Genomic DNA, 22,239 nt, shown 5'->3' on the forward strand with positions numbered 1-22,239 from the left:
GCCCGCCTCGGGCGACACGGCCCCCGGCCGGCGTCCCGGCCCTTACCCCGGGGACGTCCACGTCGCAGGCCGCAGCACCTCCCCCCAGGACTCCGCACCACCCTCCGACTGGATCCCCGTCCAACCCCCCGCGCCCCCGGAGCCCCAAACCGACGGCGCCTCGGCTCACCCCCCGCAGCCCTGGTCACAACCCGGCTCGGCCCCGGCCGCCCCAGAGGCCCAGCAAGGCGGCGGCACGTCAGGCGAGCCCCAGCCGTGGTCCCAAGGCGGCCCCCAAACGCAAGGCGGCAGTGCGCCCGGGCAGACCCAGCCGTGGTACCAAGGCGAGGCGATGCCCGCCGGGATGCCCCCAGCACCGGAGCCTCAGCGCGGCGGCGCCCCGGGCCAACCCCAGCCGACCTGGTCCCAACCCGAGGCGACGCCTTTCGACTCGGAGGCTCAGCAGGGTGGCGGCGGGGGCGCGGGCGGTCTTCCGGCTGCCGAGTCGCCGTCCTCCTCCGGTTGGGAGCCGCATGCGCCGGGCGTGACCCCGCCGCCGACTTTCGAACCGGCGTCCCCTACGCCGCGGGATCCACTTCAGAGCGATGGCGGCGCGTGGGAGCCTCACGATCCGGGTTCCGTCCCGCAGGATGATTCGCTCTCCGGCGGGTCCGCTCCGGCCGGGTCGTCGCCGTCGTGGCAGCCGCACGATCCGCGGATCACCCCGCAGGCCGGGGTGCCCACCGGCGGGGAGCCGGACGTGCCGTCGTCGTCGTGGACGGGACGCGAGACGTCCGAGACGACCTTCGGTGAGCCGTCGACCTGGGAGGGCTCGGCCGACGAGCCTTCGTCGCCGCAACCGGACCGCGCGCCCGGCGTCCCCGCGCCTCGGGGCGGTGAGCCGTCCTATGGGAATCCGGGCGGGCCCGCGTGGGAGCCGGGCGCCGATCCGCTCTCGAAGGAGCCGTCCGCCGGACGGCACGCACCACGCGAAGACGAGCCGTTCCTGCCCAGCAAGGGCCTGTCCGTCGAGCCGCCCTCGGTGACCAGGCCGGACGTGGCGTCGCCGCAGTGGGCGCCCGCGGACGCGGCCGTCCGTCCCGGCCCGATGGCCGATCCCGGCCGCCGCATGGAATTGGCGGACGCCTTCGTCGCCGAATTCGTCGGAAGCACGACCTGGCGGGCGACGCTCGCCGTCCTGGAAGGGGCATTCCCGGGGCTGGGAATGGCGGCGACGCTTTCCGGCCGCACCGACGAACTGTGGCGGATGATGGACGCGCTAGACCGGAAGTCCGCGGCCGGAATCGGCGTTTCGGCATGGCTCGATGACGCGGGAATGGTTTTCGACCTGAGCGCTCACCTGGGCACACGCCCGTCCCGCACCTCACCGAACGGCCCACCGCGAGCGTCGCGCCCATATGCCGGGGCATTCGTCGTCGACACCCTCGACCCGCTTCGATATCACCGCGCGGTCGGCGGGCCGCGAGCACCCCGCCCGCTCCCTGGAGAGGGGGAGGGGCTCGTCCCGAACGCGGCGGAGGACGACGACAGCGGCGTGGTGATCGTCGCGCACCTGGCGTCCGCCGGCGTCCGGGTCCTGGACTCGGCGGTCCTGTGGCGCTACGCGGGACGGGTCGTCACCGGGACGCTGCACGAACCGGCGCGTCCCGACACCCGCGCCCGGACCCGGCGCGCGCTCCGGGCACTGCGCCGCGTGGTCTTCGTCGACCCCGACCTGGGCCTCGGCCTCTGCCTCCAGGTCGACGCGGCGCGCGTCCCCCGGTGCCTGCTGGCGTTCGGCGTGGACCGGGCGGGCGGCGGCGCGCCCCGGTTCGTCCGGGTCTGATCAGTCGTCGGTGCGCAACCAGGACAGGTCGCTCCGCCGGTCGGCCGGAAGCTCGCGGAGATGGTCCACGAGCTGCCACGGCTCGGCGGGCGGCGCGTCCTGGTCGGGGAGGACGCCGCAGACGAGCGCGCTCTGCGTGCTGACCGCCGTGAACGGCCCGAACTGCGCGACCCCGCCGCCGCGCAGCGCCGCCAACTCGGTGAGCAGCGCGTTCAGCGCCGACGAGTCGCGCGGGTCGTACAGCCCCCGGACGTAGGAGAACAGATCCTCGGCGAGCACCTCGGGGCGGCGGCCGGAGAGCTGGTAGACCGTCCCCCAGTAGGTCCCCGTCGCCTGCCCGGACCGCTTGTCGCGCACCCGGACCCGCAGCCCGTACTCGGCGGCGCACCGCTCGTACGCCTCCGCGAGCAGGGCCTCCGCCTCGCCCTCCTCGCTCAGCAGGACACCGGTGACGACGCCCTCCTCCCGGTCCAGGCGGTCGAGCATCTCGCGGTGCAGTTCCTGGACGTCCTGCTCCACCGCGTCCAGCGACCTGGCCAGGGCGTGCTGCGCGTCGCGGTCGAGATCGAGGCCCGCCAGATCGTCGGAGATGTCGCCGAGCTGCTTCTCCAGCCGATCGACCCGCCCGCCGACGGAGTCGAGCCGGTCGACGACCTCGCTGGGCGGGGCCTCCGCCTGCGGCGGGGACTGCGGGATCGGGATGCCGGCGGGCTCGGTCGCCTCGTCCACCACCGCCTTGAGCGCGTCGTGGCGCCGCGCGAGCTCGGCCACCTGGTTGCGCAGTTCACGCAGCTCAGCCTGCGCGCGGGGGAGCCGCTTGTCGGACGCCAGATAGAGCTCGCGCCCTCCGATCGCCAGACACAGCAGAACGAGGATCACGGTGGTCATGGTCCCGACGATAACCACCCACGGCCCCGCCCGCCGATCTCGCAACAGATCTCGTCCGATTGGCCCGTCATTTACCCCCGCCCCTACACCCCGCCCAACCGCCCGAGCCCTTCACCACCCCACCAACCCCGCAGGTGAACCGCCCACCCCCGCCCCGAGGCCCCCTAAACACCGGCGCCGCCCCCCACGCCTCAGCCGACACCTCCATGAGACGGCACGCCCACAAGCCTCAAAAGCCACCTGTTGTACGTAAGACCCGGTCCCTGGCCTGAGAAAGCCCACCAGGCATACGACCGCCCGCCTCGCGTCCCACTGTCGACGCCAGAAAAACGACCACAACCGGCCCCACGGACGGACGTCCCCCAGAACACCACCCCGCCCACCGCCGCGGCCCACACCCACTCCGAGCCAATGGCGTCGGCGTACGAACTTGACCCGCGCTCCGCCGTCTAACCTGCGCCCGCCCAGCCTGCGCCCTGCTCGGCCTCGTTGCTGCTCAGGCAGCATTCCGGTCGGCGTGTGCCTTGCTGGGCGTGTGCCTTGCTCGGCCTAGGGCCTGTTTCGTCTTGGGCCTGTTTCGCCCGTGGATTACCTGGCCTGCGGTCTGTCGGGCCTGGTCGTGCAGGGCTGCGAGTGCCTGGGCATCGTCGGCTGGTGCGCCGAGGGGCTGACGACGCGGGTTGTGGTTTTGGGGTGTGGTGGGTCAGCCGAAGAGGCCGCCTAGGAGGCCGCCGAGGATTTCGGCTGCGCCGCCTGCGATTTCTCCGGCTACGTCTCCGGCGATGTCGCCTGCTATTCCGCCTGCCGCGTCGGCGATCACGTTGCCCGCCACTTGGCCCGCGTATCCGGCGACGGCGTTGCCGAAGGCGTCGACGGGGACGCCGCCGACGTAGCCCGCCACGTTCTGCGCGTATCCGGCGACGTCTCCTCCGACCGCGCCGATGGCCATGCCGCCCGCGATTCCGGCCGCGGCCGCGCCGCCGACCAGGCCCGCCGCCGCGATGCCGTGGTGCCCGCGATGACCGTGGTAGTGCCCCGGCGGACTGTGATGAACGTGCATGGGCGGCGGCGCCGGATGGCCATGGGCCGCAGGCGGATAGGGCCCTGGGCCCGGCGGCGCCGGTGGCGGCGGGCCGTTGTGTCCCGGCGGCCCGTACGGTGCTGGGCCTCCAGGAGCGGGTGGCGGCGGGCCGACGGGCGCCGCGCCCACCGGCGGCGGCCCTCCGTACGGCCCACCGGGTGGAGCGCTGTGCGGGGCGTGGCCCGAAGGCGGCAGCGGCGGGCCGCCGTGTCCCGGCATGGGTGCGTGTGCGGCCGGACTGCCCGGAAGCGGGGACGGAGGACCGCCGTGGCCGGGCGCTGGTCCATACGCCCCAGGACCGCCGGGGGGCGGAGGCGGAAAGCCACCCGGCGCGGGCATCGGCGACTGTGCGGCCGGGCTACCTGGGAGCGGAGACGGTGAGCCGCTTTGGCCGGGCATAGGTGCGTGTGCAGCCGGGCTACCTGGGAGGGGAGATGGCGGGCCGCTTTGGCCAGGCATAGGTGCGTGTGCGGCCGGGCTACCTGGGAGGGGGGACGGTGAGCCGCTTTGGCCGGGCATGGGGGCGTGTGCAGCCGGGCCTCCTGGGAACGGTGAGTTGCCGTGGCCAGGCATTGGTGAGTGTGCGGGCGGGCTGCCGGGGGAGGGCGGGCCGCCGTGGCCGGGCATGGGTGCGCCCGGGGGCGGAGGGGGAAAGCCTGGGGTGGCGCCGCCAGGGTGGTGGGCCGGGCCGGGCGGGGGATACGCCGGGCCGCCCGGTGGGGGCGGGGTGTGGCCTGGGGTGTGCATTGGTGCGGGTGCCTCGCCCGGCGCGGGTGCGGGTGGCGGGAACTGGACATTCCCCGGCCCGCCGTACTCGCCATATTCACCCGGCCCGCCGTAGGACGCGGCGGCGGGCTGGGCGGGTGATCCGCCCGGCGGCGGTGGGGGCGGCGGGAACGCCGACGGGCCGCCGGGCGGTGGCAGGGGTGCCTGGCCCGGGGGCGGCGTGGGGTTGCCGTGCGCGGCGCCGGGGCCGGACGCCGAGCGGGGCAGCGCCGTCGCGGCCTCCAGCCACTGGGTGATCTTGGCGTTCCAGTCGGTCTCGGCGGCCTCCGCGTGCGGCACCTGGAAGACGCCGAACGACTCGTCCGTCGGGGTGTCGCGGTCTTCGGCGCGGAGGACGAACGCCATGCTGCGCGGGCTGGCGACGAAGCTCAGCCCGACCTTGTCGATCCGCCCCTGGAACGACGTCGGCGGGTTGAGGTGGATCTCCTGGTGGAACGGCAACTGCTGGGGCACGCCCCGCAGCTTCGACGACTCGAACGTCACGTTCGTGATCTGGAAGCCGAGCTGGGCGATCGCGGCGAGCACCCACTGCTGGGACTCCAGCGGCTCGACCGAGATCGGGTCGACGTCGCCCGGGTCGGGCTGCCCCTTCGCGTCGACCTCGGTGCACATGCCGATCGTGAAGCCGGGCAGCTCGTGTCCGAGGACGGTGGTGAACGGCAGCTCGTACGGCAGCGGAATGGAGAACGAGAGGTCGCGCTGCTGCGCCGCGTCCAGCCGGAACCCGCGGGTGAGGGCGCCCCGGTACACCTCGGGGCCGGCCGTCTCGCCGCCGTAGCCGTCCTGCATGCGCGGCATGAGCGCGAGCGTGACGTGCCGGATCTCCACGGGACCGGAGCCGCCGCGCAGGTGCACCTTGCCCGCCACGACCCCGCCGGGCTTGCAGTTCGGCTCCGACAGGATCGTGTCGACCGACGGACCGCCGCCTGCCATCTGCCCGTACGACACCGGCCGTTCCCCTCTCCCGACCGCGGGGACGCTTCCCCGCGCATGTCAGCCCGCGCGAACCGGCCCCGCCGAACGTCCGCGAAGAATCCGCGGGGCAGGGCCGTCACGCGTTAGACCAGTCCAGCATGCCATCGGTTCACGCCACGAAACGGACAACGGAACCAACTCGTCCGGCGTCCTGGGAAATGCCCCGATCGCCGCTGTGACGCGCTATTCCTTTGTGGTGACGGTGACGGTCGCGTAGCCGAGTTTCTCCAATGGTTCGCGGATCTGGGCGGCGTCGCCGACGGCGATCACGGTGAGCGCCTCCGGGTCGATGTGCTTGCGGTACGCGCGGGCCACACCGTCGGGAGTGGACGCCCGGACGGCGGCGAGGTAGGCGCTCGGGTAGTCGGTGCCCAGCCCGTTCGCCGACACGTCGGCCAGCTCGGCGGCCACGGAGCGGGCCGTCTCGTACTCGGCGGGCGCCCGGTCGGCCAGCGCGCGGACGGACGAGCCGTGCTCGTCCGCGTCGATCCCCCGGGACACGATGCCGCGCAGCTCCGTCAGCGCGTCCGCCACGGCGTCGGCCGTGACCTCGGTGTGCACGGCGCCCTGCGCGATGAACAGCCCGCAGTGCCGCATCCGCAGCAGCCCGGCCCGCATCCCGTACGTGTAGCCCTTCTCCTCGCGGAGCACCGCGTTGAGCCGGGACGTGAGCCCGCCGCCCAGCACGTGCGACGCGACCATCAGCGACGGCCAGTCGTGGTGGGAACGGTCGGGCACCCCGTGCCCGAACCCGAGGTAGGTCTGCACCGAGCCGGGACGGTCGACGACGACGATCCGCGCGGCCGACTCCGGCATGACACGGTCGGCGGTCGGCAGCGTCGGGCCCGAGGGAGCCCAATCCTCCAGCGCGGCGCTCAGCGCCGTGTCGGCGTCGGCCCCGGACAGGTCACCGGCGACGACGGCCGTGGCCTCCGCGGGCACCACCGAACCGTAGAAGGCGCGCACGTCCGCCCCGCCGAGCGCCTCGACGCGGGTGCGGCCGCCGCCCGTCGGACGGGCCGCCCGCGCGTCCGCTGGGAACATCACCGCGCGCAGCTCGCGCATCGCGCGCGACCCCGGGTCGGCGTCCTCCTGGGCGATCTCCTCCAGCCGTTCGCGGACGAGGCGCCGCACGTCGGAGTCGTCCAGCGCGGGACGCCGCACCACCGACGAGAACAGCTCCAGCGCCGCGCCGAGCCGGGTGACCGGGACGTCCAGCGCGATGCGCAGCGCCGTCAGGTCGGCGGCGGCGTACAGGCTGGCGCCGAGCCGCTCGAACGCGGCGGTCAGTGCGGTGCCGCCGCCCGGCTCGGTGCCCTCCAGCAGCGCCCGCGCGGCCAGTGTGGCGACGCCGTCGCGGCCTTCGGGCTCCCGTCCGGCGCCCGCGTGCAGCACGAGCCGGACCGCGGCGAGCTTGCGCCCGGGCAGGTCGCAGCGCAGCGTCGCCGGACCGGCCGGGACGCGGCCCGCGCTCGCGGCCGGGAACGCCCACGCCGGGACGGGCCCCGGGACGGGACGGGGCTGCAGGTCCAGGCCGCTGGTCACGAGTTGCCTCCGTAGGTCAGGGCGGTGCGGCCGCCGGGCGCGAGCCAGCGGCCCGCCATCTCCTTGATCGCGTCCCCGGTGACGGCGGCGGCGCGGCCGGGGGCGGTGAAGACCCGGGCCGGGTCGTCGAACTGGGTGGCGTTCTGCGAGAGGGCGTTGGCGAGGCCGGTGACGGTCTCGGTCTGCTCCAGGAAGCCGCGCTCGGCCTGGGCGGTGGCGCGGGCTGTCTCGTCGGCGTCCGGGCCGTGGGCGGCGAACCGTTCGAGCTCCTCGTCGAGCACGGCGGCGATCTTGTCCGGTTCCGGCCCGATCGCGTCCACGATCGCCAGGGACGGGCCGGACGCCAGCCGCGTCACGCCCGCCCACACCTCGGTGGCGATCTCGTCGCGCCGCACCATCCGGTCGTAGAGGCGGGACCCGGAGCCGCCGCCGAGGATCTCGACCGCCAGCTCGGCGGCCTCGACGTCGTCGCCGCCGTCGGTGGGCAGCGTGAACATCGCGAAGTAGGCGGGGGAGGGGACCTCCTCGTCGAGCGCCTCCTCCCGCACGCCGCTCAGCGGACCGAGCTCGCCGGGCCGCGTCGGCGGCTTCGCCGGGCCCGTCGGCAGGCCGCCGAAATAGCGTTCGACCGCCTCGATGGTCTTCGCCGGGTCGACGTCGCCCACCACGGACAGGACGGCGTTGCCCGGCGCGTACCAGGTGGCGAAGAAGTCGGCGCAGTCTTCGAGGGTGGTGGCGTCCAGGTCTTCCATGGAGCCGATCGGGGTGTGCGCGTAAGGGTGGCCCGAGGGGAACGTCAGGTCGCAGAGCCGTTCGAAGGCCGTCCCGTAGGGCTGGTTGTCGTAGCGCTGGCGGCGCTCGTTCTTCACCACGTCGCGCTGGTTGCCGAGGTTGGCCTGGGTGAGCGCGGCGGGCAGCGTGCCCATCCGGTCGGCCTCCAGCCAGAGCGCGAGCTCCAGATGGCTGACCGGCACCGTCTCGTAGTAGTTCGTGCGCTCGAACGACGTGCTGGCGTTGAAGGCGGCGCCCGCGCTCTCCAGCAGCGCGGCGTGCTCGCCCTCGGCGACGTTCGCCGAGCCCTGGAACATCAGGTGCTCGAAGAGGTGGGCGAGGCCGGTGCGCCCGGCCCTTTCGTGGCGTGAGCCCACCCCGTACCAGATGTTCACGGCGGCCAGTGGTACGACATGGTCCTCGCAGACCACCACGCGCAGGCCATTGCCGAGCGTGTGCTCATGCAGAGGCTGTTCTGCCACGGAGCGCTCCCGTCCGTTCGATGGGTTCGGCTGGCGGACAGCACCGCGCGCGTCGGCGGGACGTGCCCAGGCGGCGGGCTTGATCTCGGTCTTCACCGTACCGGGTGCGCACGGCCTCGGGAGCGCTCGCGCGAACCTGTGGATAACCCGGGGAACGAAGCCGGAGCGGGGAGTCGGAAGGCTGAACGGCGGGAGGCCGGGGAGGCGCGAAGATCAGGACGACGCGGACTCGTGCGCCGCGATGGCGTCCTCGAGGGAGTGGTGCAGGACGAAGATCTTGGTGAGCTGGGTGACGTGGAAGACCCGGCGGACCCGGTCGTTGACGCCCATGAACGCCATCGTGCCGTCGCGCGCCCGCAGCCGGTGGTAGATGCCGACCAGCACGCCGAGGCCCGTGGAGTCGAGGAACGTGACCTCGCCTAGGTCGATGACGAGGTGCGTTCCGCCGTTGTCGATGATGTCCAGGAGCGCCTCCCGGAGCCGGGGGCTGGTGAAGACGTCGATCTCGCCGCTGATCTTCACCACCGTGAGGCCCTGTTCGACGCGGTGCTCGACGGCGAAGTCCACCGCCGCTCCTTTCTGCCGATGTCGCCTCGGGGGCCGGGAGCCGGGGTTCCGGGGGACCGGACCCGAGTGGGGACTGTCTTGCTACCCGTGTGACGCGCCGTTACGCCCCGCCAACGGGATGTCGCACTTCGACCCCACCAAGCGCACCGGTCTCACGCCGTACGTCCACGACGGGCCTCAAGCGGTGCGAAACAGGGCCCACACCACTTTGCCGTGCGGCAGCGAACGCCAACCCCAACGGACGCTGAACGACTCGACCAGGTGCAGGCCGCGCCCCGTCTCGGCGATGTAGTCGGGCTCTTTGCGCCGGGGCGCGGCCCGGCTGGCGTCGATGATCCCGCAGAGCAGCCAGGGCGGCTGGTGGCCGAGCCGGAGCCTTATCGCGGACGGCGCGGAGCCGAGCGGGTCGGCCGGGTCTTCGTAGACGCCCTTGCGGTGCACGTCGTGGCCCGTCCGGCCGCGAAACGCCCCCCCGCTGTGCCGCAGTGCGTTCGTGACGAGTTCGGAGACGACGAGCCCCACGTCGTCGGTGAGTTCGGTGACGCCCCATTCGGTGAGGCGGGACACCGCGAAATGCCGTGCCTCGGTGACCGACTCCGGGTCGGGTGCGACGGTGAACGAGACGGTGTGCCCCTGCATCGCGGTCAGTGCCGTCAGGGCCGTGTCCAGGGGATGTGGCAGGTCAGAGGACTCCGGGACGGGTGTGGACTGCGCGGCATGGTCGTGCGAGCCGGCCGGCCCCACGACGGGACCCAGCTTCCATCGCGTGTCGTCGTGCGCGTGGCGTGACGTCATTCCAACCGGACCCCGCAGAGTGATCTTGTTGTGCCGCCGTGGATCGGAAGTCTCGTGCGTTATCCTGCGCATCGTAGCGTGCGAATGCAAGGCCCAATGCACGTGCATCCGCGTGGTGAGGGTGTGGGGCGGCGCGGACGGCACGCAAGTGATCGGAGGTAACCGCAGGATACCGAGGCCAGTGGCACACTAGGTTCGCTGTCCGCCGAATAGCCGGAGGTTGGGCGTGACTCCAGAGACGCCGGGAAGCGGGTCGACCGTTCGCCGGATCCTGCTCGGGTCGCAGCTGCGCCGTCTGCGTGAGCAGAAGGGCGTGACCCGTCAGGACGCCGGCTACGTCATCCGCGCGTCGGAGTCAAAGATAAGCCGCCTCGAGCTAGGGCGAGTCAGCTTCAAAGAGCGAGACGTGGACGACCTGCTCTCGCTGTACGGCGTCAGCGACAAGACAGAGCGCGAGGCGCTGCTGCAGCTTGCGCGGGAGGCCAACACTCCCGGTTGGTGGCACCGGTACAACGACGTGTTGCCCGGCTGGTTCCAGACCTATGTGGGCCTGGAGGAGTCGGCGGCGTTGATCCGCACATATGAACTGCAGTTCGTTCCGGGACTGCTGCAGTCGGAGGGGTATGCGCGAGCGGTGATCCGCCTCGGCAACGCAGGTGCCGCCGAACACGAAATCGACCAGCGCGTGGAACTGCGCCTGCAACGCCAGGAACGCCTCACGGGACCGGAAGCTCCGCGCCTGTGGGCGGTCGTGGACGAGGGGGCGCTGAAGCGTCCCATCGGCGGTCCGGAGGTGATGAGAGGCCAGTTCGAGCATCTCATCGAGATGTCGAAACTGCCCAACGTCACCATCCAGATCATGCCGTTCAGGTTCGGTGGCCACGCGGCCGAGGGAGGCGCGTTCACGATCCTGCGCTTTCCCGAGCAGGACCTGCCGGACGTGGTTTACGTCGAGAACCTCACCGGCGCCATGTACCTGGACAAGCGCGACGACGTCGACACGTACCTCCAGGCGATGGAACGCCTGTGCGTCGACAGCGCGACCCCGGAGCGCACCGTCGAGCTTCTTGGTGATCTTCTCAGAGAGACATGATGCTCCAGACCGACTACGACAACGGGATGCCCGCCACCGACCTTCGCGGGGCTCGGTGGCTGAAGTCCCGGCGAAGCAATTCCCAGGGGAACTGTGTGGAAATCGCCGAGCTGCCCGGCGGGCAGGTCGCGATGCGCAACTCCCGTCATCCCGAGGGCCCGGCCCTCATCTACACCCGTCACGAGATCGAAGCGCTCATCCTTGGAGCCAAGGACGGCGACTTCGACCATCTCATCGTCTCCCGTAACTGACACTCACCAGAAAACCCGCCAACCAACCGCCGCCTGACTCCCGTTCTAGGCGGCATGCCGAAAGGCGACGGGTCGACACCGGTCACCCAACGTCGACCCGTCCGCCACCACGCAGAGGCCACCCCATTGGCGCGAGGGTGGCCTTTCGCTTTGGTGCGTGTTGGTACGGGCGTGCATCTCAGCCGCAGTTGGCGTAGGCCGCGGTACGGCCGTTGCCGCCGAACCGGACGCACGCGCCGGGAGCCTTCACGTACACCGGACCCGCATACCAGGCGAACGACCCGCTGTCGACGACCTGGGAACCGCCCTGCTTCTGGATCCACACCGAGACTGGGGACTTAGTCCCCACGTGCTGCGTTTTCATCGTGACGGCGCAGTTGTACCCGGAGCTGTTGTAGAGCTGGTAAGCGGTGCCGCCGGAAACGCCCATGGACCGTTGTACGTAATAGCCGCCCCCATGGCCGCCGCTGTTGCACGCGGCCTGCGGCGTGTACTTGTTGGCCGGTTCCTTGGTGGGAGTGGAGGCTCCGCCCCCTCCGCCCTTGGTCGGCGTAGAGCCGGGCTGCTGCGGTGTCCCGGGCTGCTGGGACGAGTTGGGCCCGGCGGGGGTCGGGCTCTGCTTCCCCTGGGGCTGACCCGGCTTGGGCTTCGTCGGGTTCCGGGCGTCGCCTCCGGCCACCGTTCCCTGGCCGTCCTGCGCGCCGTTCTGGTCGGACGCCGCGACCTGGTGGTCGTTGCCCTTGTCGCCACCCGACCTTGTCGCGGCCCATACGGAACCGCCAGCGATGACGGCCGCCACTGCCGCCGCAGCCGCGATGGGGACGACGAGCCGACCACGCTTCCTGCCGTCCGCCCCCTGGCCGCTGGACGAGCCGGAGGGGGACGCTGGGGGCACTCCACCATGACCCGCCGCGAAGTAAGACGGGGGCTGGGGCGCAGTCCTGTTCCTGGGGGAGGAGGGATCGGTGACCTGGTCCGGTGGCAGGAGCGCCCCGGCCATCTCGGACGGCGCCGCGTGCGGATCCGTCGAGCCATAGCCCCGATCCCCGGCAGCGCTGTTCATCTCGGCCGGGAACGCGGGCAGCGGCTGGACGGGCATCTCAGCCGACGACGTGCCGCTCGCCGCGCCGACCAGGCGTTCCTGCGCCTGCCGCGCGGTGGGACGCTGCGCGGGCTCCTTGACCAGGCACGCCGACACGAGTTCGCGCATCGGGCTGGGCAGGACGCCGAGATCGGGCTCGCCGGTCAGGATGCGGTGCATGACCGAGGCCATCTCGTCATTGCCGAAGGCGGGACGTCCCGTGGCGGCGAACACCATGGTCGTGCCCCAGGCGAACATGTCCGAGGCGGTGCTGACCTCCGCGCCGGTGAAATGTTCGGGCGCCATGTAGGCGGGCGTGCCGACGTTCTGTGTCTCACCGGCCGCGCCCAGCGCGCGCGCCACTCCGAAGTCGATGACGCGGGGGCCGTCCGGTCCCATCATCACGTTGTGGGGCTTGAAGTCACGGTGGACGATCCCCGCCTGGTGGATCGCGGTCAGCGCGGTGAGGGTGCTGATGGCGAGCCGTTCCAACGCACCGCCGGTGCGTGGTCCGTCTGTGCGCACCACGTGGTGAAGGGACAGCCCGGGAACGTACTCACTGACGATGTAGGGCTGGTCACCCGCGACATCGGCGTCGAGTACCTGCGCGGTGCAGAACCGTGCCACGCGCTTGGCGACCTCCAGTTCGCGGACGAAGCGCGCGCGGGCGGAGTCGTCTCCGGCCAGGCCGCCGTGGAGGAGCTTGATGGCGACGTGGTCCATGGCGGGGACGTCCCCACCGGCGCCGACCCGCCGCCCCAGGAACACCGATCCCTGCCCGCCCTCGCCGAGGCGCCCCACGATCTCGTACCCGCCCAGCTCGATCGGGTCGCCCGACCGCAGCGGCAGGGCGTCCGGCATCGTCCTGTCCGTCACACCACTCGCTCCCCGTCAATCTCCGGCTCGGTCACTTCGGGCTCGCCGACCTGGACCGCGCACCAGCCTAGAGGCAGAGGATGATAGGCGCTTCCGCGGGCGGTTGATCTAGTGAATGGCGCCGGGACGTTAAATGGACTACAGTCCGATTCGTGCGAGGGGAGAGGCCGGTGACAGAGCGCGGCCCGGTCGGCGGCCGGAGCGTCGACCTTGAGCTGATGCGGACGCCGCCGCCCAAGGAGCGCGCGGACGCGGCGCGCAACCGAGCCAAGGTGCTGGAGGCCGCCGCCCGCCTGTTCGCCGAGCATGGCGTCGAGTCCGTCTCGATGGACGCGGTCGCCTCTGCGGCCGGGGTCGGCAAGGGGACGCTCTTCCGCCGGTTCGGCGACAAGGCGGGGCTCGCCGTCGCCCTCCTGGACGAACGGGAACGCCACCTTCAGGACGCGATCCTGTCCGGACCGGCTCCACTGGGCCCGGGTGGGGCGGATGCCGTCGTTCCGCCGTCCGAACGGCTACTCGCCTTCGCCGATGCCTACCTGGACTACGTCCTCGACCATCTGGCCCTGGTGCGCATGTCCGAGACCGCCTCGCCGGGCGCTCGGTACCGCATCGGCGCGTACGGCTTCTGGCATCGGCACCTGACGATCCTGCTCGACCAGTCGGTCCCCGACGGGGACGGGCTGGCGCACGCGCTTCTGGCCGCCCTCGGTGCGGAGCACCTCACCGCGATGGTCGAGAGCGTGGGGGCGGTACGCGCGCGTACCGCCGTCCACGCCCTCTTCGGCGCGACTGGTGTCTGGCCAGGGGATTCCTAGCGAAAAGTCGGGTCAGGCCGGGTCGGGGCTGCGCCGCTTGGTGCGCCGCTCCGCCCGGCCCTCTTCCTTGCCCGGTGGACCCTCCGGGGCGTGATTGCGTTCCAGGCGCGCGGCGACCACGAGTGCGCGCAGCGACGTGGTCTTCACGTGTTCGTGTTCCCTGTTGGAGCGGGTCCTCGGGATGCTGCTCGGCACGGTTCACCTCCATGGATCGCGGACATGGGTGCTACCCGGCTCGCGGGCGTTCGCACAGTAGTTGCAACCGCAAGATCTTTCGGGCTATTCCGAGTGATCGTTCCGTTTAGGCCGCCGTCTCGGGCCGCCGTCCGGATCCGGCCTCGTGTTGACTATCTAGGTTGTATTCCTAACTAGCTGGCGCTACGGTCTAGCTAGGAAACCGATACGAGGAGGGCGGCCATGGCACCCGACCGCCGGGCCAGCTGGCTCAAGGGCGTCCTCGACCTGCTGGTGCTCGCGAGCCTGACCCGGGGCGAGAGCTACGGGTACGAGATCGCCAAGACGCTCGCCGACGCGGGCCTGGGGCAGATCAAGGGCGGGACCCTCTACCCGGTCCTCAACCGCCTGGAGGAGGCCGGTCTGGTCTCCGCGGAGTTCCGAGTAGCCGAACGCGGCCCGGGCCGCCGCTACTACCACCTCACCGACGAGGGCCGCGCGACGCTCGCCGAGCAGAGCGCGCTGTGGCTCGCCTTCGACGAATCCGTGCGGACGATGCTCACCCAAGGAGCGGAACGATGACGAGCCCCTACTTCGAGGAACTGGCGCAGCGGCTATACGCCCGCGGGCTCCCTGCGGACCAGGTGGCGCTGACCGTCGACGACCTCGCCGCATACGTGACCGAATCCGGAACCGACCCGGTACAGGAATTCGGCACGCCAGAGGAGTTCGCCTCCCAGGTGGCACCGTCCAGGGAGCACGACGACATCATCCCTCCGTCCGCTGCGGAGACCTGGACCTGGAGGGCGGACGCCTTCCACGAACGCGACGTCCTCAACCGCTACGGCGACGAGGGCTGGGAGGTGGAGCAGGTCGACGGCGCGGGCCGCTTCGTCAGCCACCGCGACCTGGAGAACCCGCAGCGCTGGGAGTACCACCGCGAGACCGTCCTGCCGGGGCGCGGCCAAGCCGTCATCGACCGTTTGGCTCCGGACGGCTGGGAACCCTGCGGTACCTGGGTCTGCTTCGAGTACTTCAAGCGCCCCAAGGCCGCCACCATCGGGCCTGAGGCAGCTCTGCGGAGCGTTCCCAGAACTCCAGCCGTATCGGCGTTCTGGAGCGGACATTTCAGGGATCTCATCGCTGCCATGACCATCGTCACTGTCGTCCTCTGCATCGCGGGTGTCACGCTCGTGTCGAACCTCGCCTACAGCGATTTCGGTGGTTCCCTCACCGGCATGGTGGTGGGCGCTCTCAGCGCCTTGGCCATCTCGGTCGTCGTCCGCACCTGGCTCGCCCGTCGCCGCAAATCCTCCTGACGGAAGTCAGCGTTCCGCTCGACCATTTCCCCGTCTGAGAAGCAGGTGTGGTGGGAAGAAGTGGAGTTTTTGCGGCTGGTGGGATCCGGGGGGTTGTTCACACGGGAGGGGTGGGGACGGGATGCTCCCCGGCGGGCTGGACTGGGTACGTATTGCAGGACCGGTTCGCCCGCCGGTGCCTTGAGCGGCTCAGCGTGGAGTCCTTGCGGGCGGACGCGCTGAAGCCGTCTCGTAGGAGAGATACGTGATCAGAAAGCTGCTCGTCGCCAACCGGGGCGAGATCGCCGTGCGCGCCTTCCGCGCGGCATATGAGCTCGGTATAGCCAGTGTCGCCGTGTACGCGCACGAGGACAGGTTGTCGCTGCACCGCCAGAAGGCGGACGAGGCGTACGAGATCGGCGAGCACGGGCATCCCGTCCGGGCCTACCTGGACGTGGACGGGATCGTTGAGACGGCGCTACGGGTGGGCGCCGACGCCGTGTATCCGGGCTACGGGTTCCTCTCGGAGAGCCCCGAACTGGCGAAGGCGTGCGAACGCAACGGCATCAAGTTCGTGGGGCCGCCGTCGGCGGCGCTGAGCCTGGCCGGGAACAAGATCGAGGCGGTCGCGGCGGCGCGGCGGGCGGGGCTGCCGGTGCTGCGGTCGACGACGCCGGAGGCCGGACGGGAGCTGGATGCGGCCGACGAGGTCGGTTTCCCGCTGTTCGTGAAGGCCGCGGCCGGTGGCGGCGGACGCGGGCTGCGCCGCGTCGACAACCGTGAGGATTTGCAGGCCGCCGTGGACACCGCCCGTAGGGAGGCGGAGAGCGCCTTCGGCGACGCCACGGTGTTCCTTGAGCAGGCGGTGGATCGTCCCCGCCACATTGAGGTGCAGGTCCTCGCGGACAGCGCCGGGCACGTGGTCCATCTGCGTGAGCGTGACTGTTCGGTGCAGCGACGCCATCAGAAGGTGGTGGAAATCGCGCCCGCGCCCAGGCTCGACCCAGAGGTGGCGCAGCGGCTTTGTGACGACGCCGTGCGTTTCGCCAAGGAAATCGGCTACGAGAACGCGGGCACCGTGGAATTCCTCGTGGACGATCGCGGCCAGCACGTCTTCATCGAGATGAATCCGCGTATCCAGGTCGAGCACACCGTGACCGAAGAAGTCACCGGTGTCGACTTGGTGCAGAGCCAGTTGCGCATTGCGGGCGGCGAGACGCTCGCCGACCTCGGTATCGCGCAGGACGAAGTGACCGTGAGCGGTTACGCCGTCCAGTGCCGGATCACCACGGAAGACCCGGCGAACGGATTCCGTCCGGATACGGGGAAGATCTCGGCGTACCGGTCGCCGGGCGGTGCGGGTGTGCGTCTCGACACCGGTACCGCTTATGGCGGCGCGATCATCAGCCCGCATTTCGACTCCCTGCTGGTCAAGCTGACCTGTCGCGGACGGACGTTCGAGGACGCCGTGCGGCGCGCGCGCAGAGCGGTCGCTGAATTCCGCATCCGGGGAGTGGCGTCCAACATCCCGTTCTTGCAGGCGCTGCTAGATGAACAGGACTTCCGCGCGGGCGGCGTGACGACGTCCTACATCGGCGACCATCCCGAACTGCTCACGGCACGGTCGAGTGGTGACCGCGCTACGCGGCTCGTCCGGTATCTGGCCGACGTGACCGTCAACAGGCCGCACGGTGAGGCGCCCACCGACCTGGACCCGGCGACGAAGCTCCCGGCCCTCTCCATGGACGGCCCGTTCCCGGAGGGTTCGCGCGACCGGCTTTTGTCGCTCGGCCCGAAGGCATTCGCTGAGCAGCTCCGGTCGCAGAGTGCTCTGGCCGTCACGGACACGACGTTCAGGGACGCGCACCAGTCGCTTCTCGCGACGCGAGTACGCACCTATGACCTGCTCGCCGCCGCCCCCTACCTCGCCCGAATGACGCCTCAGCTCCTGTCCATCGAGGCGTGGGGCGGGGCAACGTACGACGTCGCGCTTCGCTTCCTCGGAGAGTCGCCCTGGGACAGGCTCGCCGCGATCCGTGAAGCCGCACCGAACCTCTGCATTCAGATGCTCCTGCGGGGCCGCAACACCGTCGGTTACACGCCCTACCCGGACTCGGTGGCGCGGGCATTCGTGAAGGAAGCGGCCAGTACGGGAGTCGACATCTTCCGCGTGTTCGATGCGCTGAATGACGTGGAACGGATGCGTCCGGCCATCGAAGCGGTTCTCCAGACCCACGCCTTGGTGGAAGGGACCCTCTGCTACACGGGCGACCTGTCGTCCCCGAACGAGCGGCTCTACACCCTCGACTATTACCTGCGTCTGGCGGAGGAACTCGTCGACGCGGGCGTCCACATCCTGTGCATCAAGGACATGGCCGGTCTGCTCCGCGCGCCCGCCGCGTACACACTCGTCAAGGCATTGCGTGAACGATTCGACCTGCCCGTCCATCTGCATACCCACGACACGGCGGGCGGGCAGATCGGCACCTACATCGCGGCCATTCAAGCGGGGGTCGACGCAGTCGACGGCGCCGCCGCGCCCCTTTCGGGGACTACGAGCCAGCCACCGCTCCAGGCGATCGTCGCCGCGACCGATTTCACCGAGCACGCGACCGGCATCGACCTGGCTGCGCTGACCTCCATGGAGCCGTACTGGGAGGCCGTCCGGAAGCTGTACGCGCCGTTCGAGATGGGCCTGCCCTCGCCCACCGGACGGGTGTACCGGCACGAGATTCCTGGCGGCCAGTTGTCGAACCTGCGTCAGCAGGCCGTCGCGCTCGGACTCGGTGACCGCTTCGAAGAGATCGAGCGGCTGTACGCGGCGGCGGACGCGATCCTAGGACGGCTCGTAAAGGTCACCCCGTCCAGCAAGGTAGTCGGTGACCTGGCGCTGCACCTGGTCGCGGCAGGTGCCGACCCAGACGACTTCGCCGAGAACCCTGACCGGTACGACATCCCCGACAGCGTCATCGGTTTCCTGAACGGGGAACTGGGCGACCCGCCAGGCGGATGGCCCGAACCGTTCCGCACCAAGGCCCTCGCAGGACGCCAATACACGCCCGCCCGTGCCGAACTCTCTAGCACGGAAGAGAAGGCCCTGGCCGGTTCAGAGGTACGCGGCACTCTCGACCGTCTCCTCTTCCCCGGCCCAGCGAAGGACTACCGCGAGGCACGCGCGGCCTACGGCGACCTTTCGGTACTGCCGACCGGTCCCTTCCTCTACGGCCTGCGCACAGGACACGAGGTCGCGTTCGACCTCGAACCGGGTGTGCGGGTGCTCGCTGCTCTGGAGGCAGTGGGCGATGTGGACGAGGCGGGCGTCCGGCAGGTGATCTGCACGGTGAACGGGCAACTCCGCACCCTGTCCGTCCGGGACAAGTCCGTTGCGTCGGACGCGCCGCCGGTCGAACGCGCCGACCCGGACGAGCCCGGCCACGTCGCCGCGCCGTTCGACGGATCGGTGACGCTCCGCGTGGCGAAGGGCGACGAGGTCGCGGCGGGCGACGTGGTCGCCACGATCGAGGCGATGAAGATGGAGGCCGCGATCACCGCGCCCGTCGCGGGCGCCGTCGGCCGGCTGGCCGTCAAGGGGGCCACGCCCGTCCAGGCGGGCGACCTGCTGCTGGTGATCGCCTGAGCGGAGCGCGCGTGTCAGTCCGGCGCGGGTCAGTGCGGCGCGGGTCAGTTCGGGGAGTGCGCCGCGGCGTAGTCGGCGAGGGACGGTTCGAGCAGGTCGAACGCCGTCCGCGCGGACGCGGTGAGGGCGGCGGCGATCTCGTCGTCGCTCTCACCGTCCAGGGTGCGGCGGAGGGTCTCCTGGAACAGGACGCGGTGGACGCCGCCGAGCTGCGCGGCCACGAGTCGGGGGAGCGGGTCGTCCGGGCCCGCCCCCGTCTCCTCGGCGAGGACGGCGGCCAGCGCGGCCTCGCGCTCCTCGTGGAACTCGCGGAGCCGCGCCACCAGCGCCGGGCTCTGGACCAGCATGCGCGCGAAGTCGCGGCCGGAGAAGCCGATCACCGGGTCGCGCCGGTCGACGGCCCGCTGGAACTCCCGGCGCAGCGCGGCGAGCGCGGGCTCGCCGGCGGGCCGCTCGGCGACGGTCAGGGCGAGCCGTCCGACGAAGGCGTCGCGCAGGTCGAGGGCCAGGTCCTCTTTGCGGGGGAAGTAGTTGGTGACGGTCATCTTCGCCACCTGCGCCGCCGCGGCGACGTCGGCGATCGTGACCCGGTCGAAGCCGTGCCGCAGGAACAGGCGCGTCGCCTGGTTCGAGATGTTCTGCCGCGTCTGCTGCTTCTTCATCTCCCGGAGTCCCATCAGGACATTGTTCCATGGGCGACCTAAATTTGTAATAAGTATATTTATAGGCTCGTTCAAAGTTTAGGTCGCGAGGCTATCGGGTACCGAGACCGGGTGACCCGTTCCCGCCCGGCAGGCCGAGCAAAGGACACCGCCCTGAACGCCAGCCACGCGCCCAGCGCGACCCCCCGTGCGACCGTGAACGTGAACCTGGTCGATCCGATGAAGGACTACCTCTCCCGCATCGGCCGCACCGCGCTCCTCACTGCCGAGCAGGAAGTCGACCTCGCCAAGCGCATCGAGGCCGGACTGTTCGCCCGCGAGCGCCTCGAAACCCTGGGCGACGACCTCAGCCTCCAGGACAAGGAAGACCTGGAGTGGATAGCCACCGACGGGGCACGCGCCAAAGAGCACATGGTGGAGGCCAACCTCCGTCTCGTCGTCTCGCTGGCCAAGCGCTACATGGGCCACGGCCTGCCGCTCAACGACCTCGTCCAGGAAGGCAACCTCGGGCTCATCCGCGCCGTGGAGAAGTTCGAGTACCGGCGCGGCCTCAAGTTCTCCACCTACGCCGTCTGGTGGATCAAGCAGGCGATCAGCCGCGCGCTGGCCGACCAGAGCCGCACGATCCGCATCCCCGTGCACGTCGTCGAGGTGCTGAACCGCATGACGCGCGTCCGGCGGCGGATGATGCAGGACCTCGGCCGCGAGCCCACCGCGCGGGAGCTGGCCGTCGAGCTCGACATCACGGCGGAGAAGGTCGAGTGGCTGCGCAGGCAGGCGCGCGAGCCGCTGTCCCTGCACACCCCCCTCGGCGAGGACGGCGACGGCGAGCTCGGCGACGTCATCGAGGACCCGGACGGCGGCGACCCCGCCGACGTCGTCGCGTCCTCGATGCTGCGCGGGCGGCTCGACGCCGTCCTGGAGACACTGACCGAGCGGGAGGCGGGCGTGATCTCCCTCCGGTTCGGACTGTCCGGCGGCGAGCCCAAAACCCTGGAAGAGGTCGGGCGCGTATATGGGGTTACTCGGGAGCGAATCCGGCAAATCGAGTCAAAGGGCATGCATAAACTGCGCCATCCGTCTCGCCGCGAAACCCTCGCCGACCTGCTTGGATAGGTCGAGCGGGAACAGTCGCCGGACGCCGGTGTGACACGGAACTCGTCCCGCGGTGGGTGGCAGCGGAGATGATCTCCGAGGACACTTCTCGTGGACGTGCACGGCGGCTGAAAGACGGGAACGATGGCGAGGCGGTTCGGACGGCGAGGGCGGGTCACGCGCGCCACGGTGAGTGTCGCCGTGGCGTTTTCGCTGATGCAGTCCACCGCCTTGGCGGAGGCGTCCGGCGGTGCGGTCGCCGCCCCCACGGCGGTGGCGTCCGCACCCGCGGTGGTGCAGCCGCCGACCGGGCCGTTCGACCCCGCGAAGCTGCGCGCGACCCTCGACGCCACGCGCGACGCGGGGATGTACGGGCTGTTCTCCGCGGCGCAGGACGGCGGCACCGTGTGGAACGGCGCGTCCGGGGTCGCGGACGTCCGGACGGGTCGTCCCGTCACCCCCGATATGAGGCAGCGGATCGGCAGCATCAGCAAGTCGTTCATGGCGACCGCGATCCTCCAGCAGGTCGAGAAGGGTCGCATCGACCTCGACGCCCCGGTCGGCCGGTACTTGCCGAACCTTTTCCCGGAGCGTCCCGGGAAACAGGTCACCGTGCGGATGCTTCTCAATCACACCAGCGGTATCGCCGACTACGTCCTCACTGCTTTTCCTTCATTGAAGGCGCTGTCTTCCGAGAGCCTGGACGAGAACCGCTTCCGCTACATTCCGCCGGAGCAGCTCATCGAGTGGGGCCTGCAAGCACCGCGCACGGGTGAGCCAGGTGAACGGTGGTCGTACTCCAACACGAACTACATCATCGCCGGACGGCTCCTGGAGAAGGTGACCGGGACGCCCGCCGAGGAGTACATCAACCGGCACGTCATCGCCAAGGCCGGGTTGAAGGAGACGTACTTCCCGTCCGGGCCGCGGATAGCCGGGCCGCATCCGCGCATGTACCTGTCGCTCTACCAGCACATCAAACCGCCCCGCGACTACAGCGCCTTCAACATGAGCTGGGGGTGGACGGCGGGCGCGCTGGTCTCCACCACGAACGACCTCAACCGCTTCTACCGCAAGCTCCTCACCGGAGGGCTCATAGGCAAGGCCGCGCTGGGGGAGATGCAGCGGACCGTCCCGGCGAAGGACGCGGACGGCAACCTCCTCATGAACTACGGTCTCGGCCTCTACTCGCTCGACCTCCCCTGCGGGACGTTCTGGGGCCACGACGGCATCGTCTTCGGCGGGGGCACCCAGTCGCTGTCGTCCGCGGGCGGGGAGCGCCAGGTGTCGGTCGCGTTCAACCTGACGATGTACCAGGAGCTCGACGCGAACGGGATGCCCGTTCCGCATCCGATCGACAGCGCGCTCGCGGCGCACGTCGTGGAGGCGCTGTGCGGCAGCCGTCCCACCGCGCGGCCCGAAGCGCCGCAGCGGCCCGTCCAACTGCTGCCGCTGCAACTGGTGCGCGCCGGGCGCTGATCTTCAGGTCAACGCCCTTTTCTGCGGGCTGACCTGCGGGTCCGGAGAACTGTCAGTGGCGGG

The 22,239-nt window shown here is 70.9% G+C and carries 17 protein-coding genes and 1 pseudogene; 9 read left to right on the forward strand and 9 right to left on the reverse strand.

Annotation, left to right across the window (positions count from 1 at the left end; all coding sequences use genetic code 11):
* Positions 1-739: 739 nt before the first annotated feature.
* Positions 740-1,825 carry a hypothetical protein gene (locus tag FXF65_RS21040; RefSeq protein WP_148351705.1) on the forward strand — a complete coding sequence of 362 codons (1,086 nt, stop codon included), beginning with the start codon at positions 740-742 and terminating at the stop codon, positions 1,823-1,825.
* Here the strand turns inward: FXF65_RS21040 and FXF65_RS21045 are convergent, their stop codons facing one another.
* The 6 genes from FXF65_RS21045 to FXF65_RS21070 form a co-directional block, all read right to left on the reverse strand.
* The gene (locus FXF65_RS21045; protein WP_148351706.1) at positions 1,826-2,713 is read right to left on the reverse strand and encodes a hypothetical protein; all 888 of its coding nucleotides are present in this window, start codon (positions 2,711-2,713) and stop codon (positions 1,826-1,828) included.
* Positions 2,714-3,416: 703 nt separating this feature from the next.
* Positions 3,417-5,528, reverse strand: a complete 2,112-nt coding sequence (locus tag FXF65_RS21050) for a sporulation protein (protein WP_148351707.1) — start codon at positions 5,526-5,528, stop codon at positions 3,417-3,419.
* A 210-nt stretch (positions 5,529-5,738) separates the two neighbouring features.
* The gene (locus tag FXF65_RS21055; RefSeq protein WP_148351708.1) at positions 5,739-7,100 is read right to left on the reverse strand and encodes a M16 family metallopeptidase; all 1,362 of its coding nucleotides are present in this window, start codon (positions 7,098-7,100) and stop codon (positions 5,739-5,741) included.
* Complete coding sequence (locus FXF65_RS21060; RefSeq protein ID WP_148351709.1) at positions 7,097-8,353, reverse strand: M16 family metallopeptidase; 1,257 nt, start codon at positions 8,351-8,353, stop codon at positions 7,097-7,099. The genes FXF65_RS21055 and FXF65_RS21060 overlap by 4 nt, the downstream gene beginning before the upstream one ends.
* 213 nt (positions 8,354-8,566) lie before the next feature.
* Positions 8,567-8,920, reverse strand: a complete 354-nt coding sequence (locus tag FXF65_RS21065) for an STAS domain-containing protein (protein ID WP_148351710.1) — start codon at positions 8,918-8,920, stop codon at positions 8,567-8,569.
* 177 nt (positions 8,921-9,097) lie between these two features.
* Complete coding sequence (locus FXF65_RS21070; RefSeq protein ID WP_246198986.1) at positions 9,098-9,715, reverse strand: ATP-binding protein; 618 nt, start codon at positions 9,713-9,715, stop codon at positions 9,098-9,100.
* A gap of 271 nt (positions 9,716-9,986) precedes the next feature.
* On the opposite strand from FXF65_RS21070, the gene FXF65_RS21075 reads away from it, so the two are divergent.
* Together FXF65_RS21075 and FXF65_RS21080 are read left to right on the forward strand one after the other, a co-directional pair.
* Entirely contained in the window at positions 9,987-10,808 is an 822-nt protein-coding gene (locus FXF65_RS21075; RefSeq protein ID WP_083981040.1) for a helix-turn-helix domain-containing protein, read from the forward strand.
* Complete coding sequence (locus tag FXF65_RS21080; protein ID WP_378234580.1) at positions 10,805-11,059, forward strand: DUF397 domain-containing protein; 255 nt, start codon at positions 10,805-10,807, stop codon at positions 11,057-11,059. Before FXF65_RS21075 ends, FXF65_RS21080 begins: the two co-directional genes overlap by 4 nt.
* A gap of 178 nt (positions 11,060-11,237) precedes the next feature.
* Here the strand turns inward: FXF65_RS21080 and FXF65_RS21085 are convergent, their stop codons facing one another.
* Positions 11,238-13,016 (reverse strand): serine/threonine protein kinase, encoded by a 1,779-nt coding sequence (locus tag FXF65_RS21085; protein WP_148351711.1) that lies wholly within the window; start codon positions 13,014-13,016, stop codon positions 11,238-11,240.
* Positions 13,017-13,186: 170 nt separating this feature from the next.
* On the opposite strand from FXF65_RS21085, the gene FXF65_RS21090 reads away from it, so the two are divergent.
* Positions 13,187-13,831 carry a TetR/AcrR family transcriptional regulator gene (locus FXF65_RS21090; RefSeq protein WP_246198987.1) on the forward strand — a complete coding sequence of 215 codons (645 nt, stop codon included), beginning with the start codon at positions 13,187-13,189 and terminating at the stop codon, positions 13,829-13,831.
* 12 nt (positions 13,832-13,843) lie between these two features.
* Here the strand turns inward: FXF65_RS21090 and FXF65_RS21095 are convergent, their stop codons facing one another.
* A complete protein-coding gene (locus FXF65_RS21095) occupies positions 13,844-14,026 on the reverse strand; it encodes a hypothetical protein (protein WP_148351712.1) in 183 nt (60 codons plus the stop codon).
* Between the two features lie 222 nt (positions 14,027-14,248).
* Here FXF65_RS21095 and FXF65_RS21100 point away from each other — a divergent pair, with 222 nt between their 5' ends.
* From FXF65_RS21100 to FXF65_RS21110, 3 genes are all read left to right on the forward strand, one after another.
* Positions 14,249-14,587, forward strand: coding sequence for a PadR family transcriptional regulator (locus tag FXF65_RS21100; protein ID WP_148351713.1), 339 nt, complete (start codon positions 14,249-14,251; stop codon positions 14,585-14,587).
* Entirely contained in the window at positions 14,584-15,324 is a 741-nt protein-coding gene (locus FXF65_RS21105) for a hypothetical protein (RefSeq protein ID WP_148351714.1), read from the forward strand. Before FXF65_RS21100 ends, FXF65_RS21105 begins: the two co-directional genes overlap by 4 nt.
* A gap of 244 nt (positions 15,325-15,568) precedes the next feature.
* Entirely contained in the window at positions 15,569-18,940 is a 3,372-nt protein-coding gene (locus FXF65_RS21110; protein WP_148351715.1) for a pyruvate carboxylase, read from the forward strand.
* 44 nt (positions 18,941-18,984) lie between these two features.
* Here FXF65_RS21110 and FXF65_RS21115 read toward each other — a convergent pair whose 3' ends face one another.
* On the reverse strand, positions 18,985-19,617 hold the full coding sequence (locus FXF65_RS21115; protein ID WP_148351716.1) for a TetR/AcrR family transcriptional regulator: 633 nt from the start codon (positions 19,615-19,617) through the stop codon (positions 18,985-18,987).
* Between the two features lie 198 nt (positions 19,618-19,815).
* Between FXF65_RS21115 and FXF65_RS21120 the strand changes: the two are divergent.
* Positions 19,816-20,718: pseudogene (locus FXF65_RS21120) on the forward strand (RNA polymerase sigma factor); the annotation flags it as partial.
* Between the two features lie 180 nt (positions 20,719-20,898).
* Entirely contained in the window at positions 20,899-22,176 is a 1,278-nt protein-coding gene (locus tag FXF65_RS21125; protein WP_246198988.1) for a serine hydrolase domain-containing protein, read from the forward strand.
* Positions 22,177-22,239: the final 63 nt, after the last annotated feature.

The sequence above is a fragment of the Actinomadura syzygii genome, assembly GCF_008085905.1.
GTDB lineage: Bacteria > Actinomycetota > Actinomycetes > Streptosporangiales > Streptosporangiaceae > Spirillospora > Spirillospora syzygii.

Bases quoted from the DNA above. Each gene is read 5' to 3' on its own strand.
- FXF65_RS21045 (WP_148351706.1), bottom strand. From the start codon at position 2,713: ATGACCACCGTGATCCTCGTTCTGCTGTGTCTGGCGATCGGAGGGCGC.
- FXF65_RS21070 (WP_246198986.1), bottom strand. From the start codon at position 9,715: ATGACGTCACGCCACGCGCACGACGACACGCGATGGAAGCTGGGTCCC.
- FXF65_RS21080 (WP_378234580.1), top strand. From the start codon at position 10,805: ATGATGCTCCAGACCGACTACGACAACGGGATGCCCGCCACCGACCTT.
- FXF65_RS21100 (WP_148351713.1), top strand. From the start codon at position 14,249: ATGGCACCCGACCGCCGGGCCAGCTGGCTCAAGGGCGTCCTCGACCTG.
- FXF65_RS21105 (WP_148351714.1), top strand. From the start codon at position 14,584: ATGACGAGCCCCTACTTCGAGGAACTGGCGCAGCGGCTATACGCCCGC.
- FXF65_RS21115 (WP_148351716.1), bottom strand. From the start codon at position 19,617: ATGGGACTCCGGGAGATGAAGAAGCAGCAGACGCGGCAGAACATCTCG.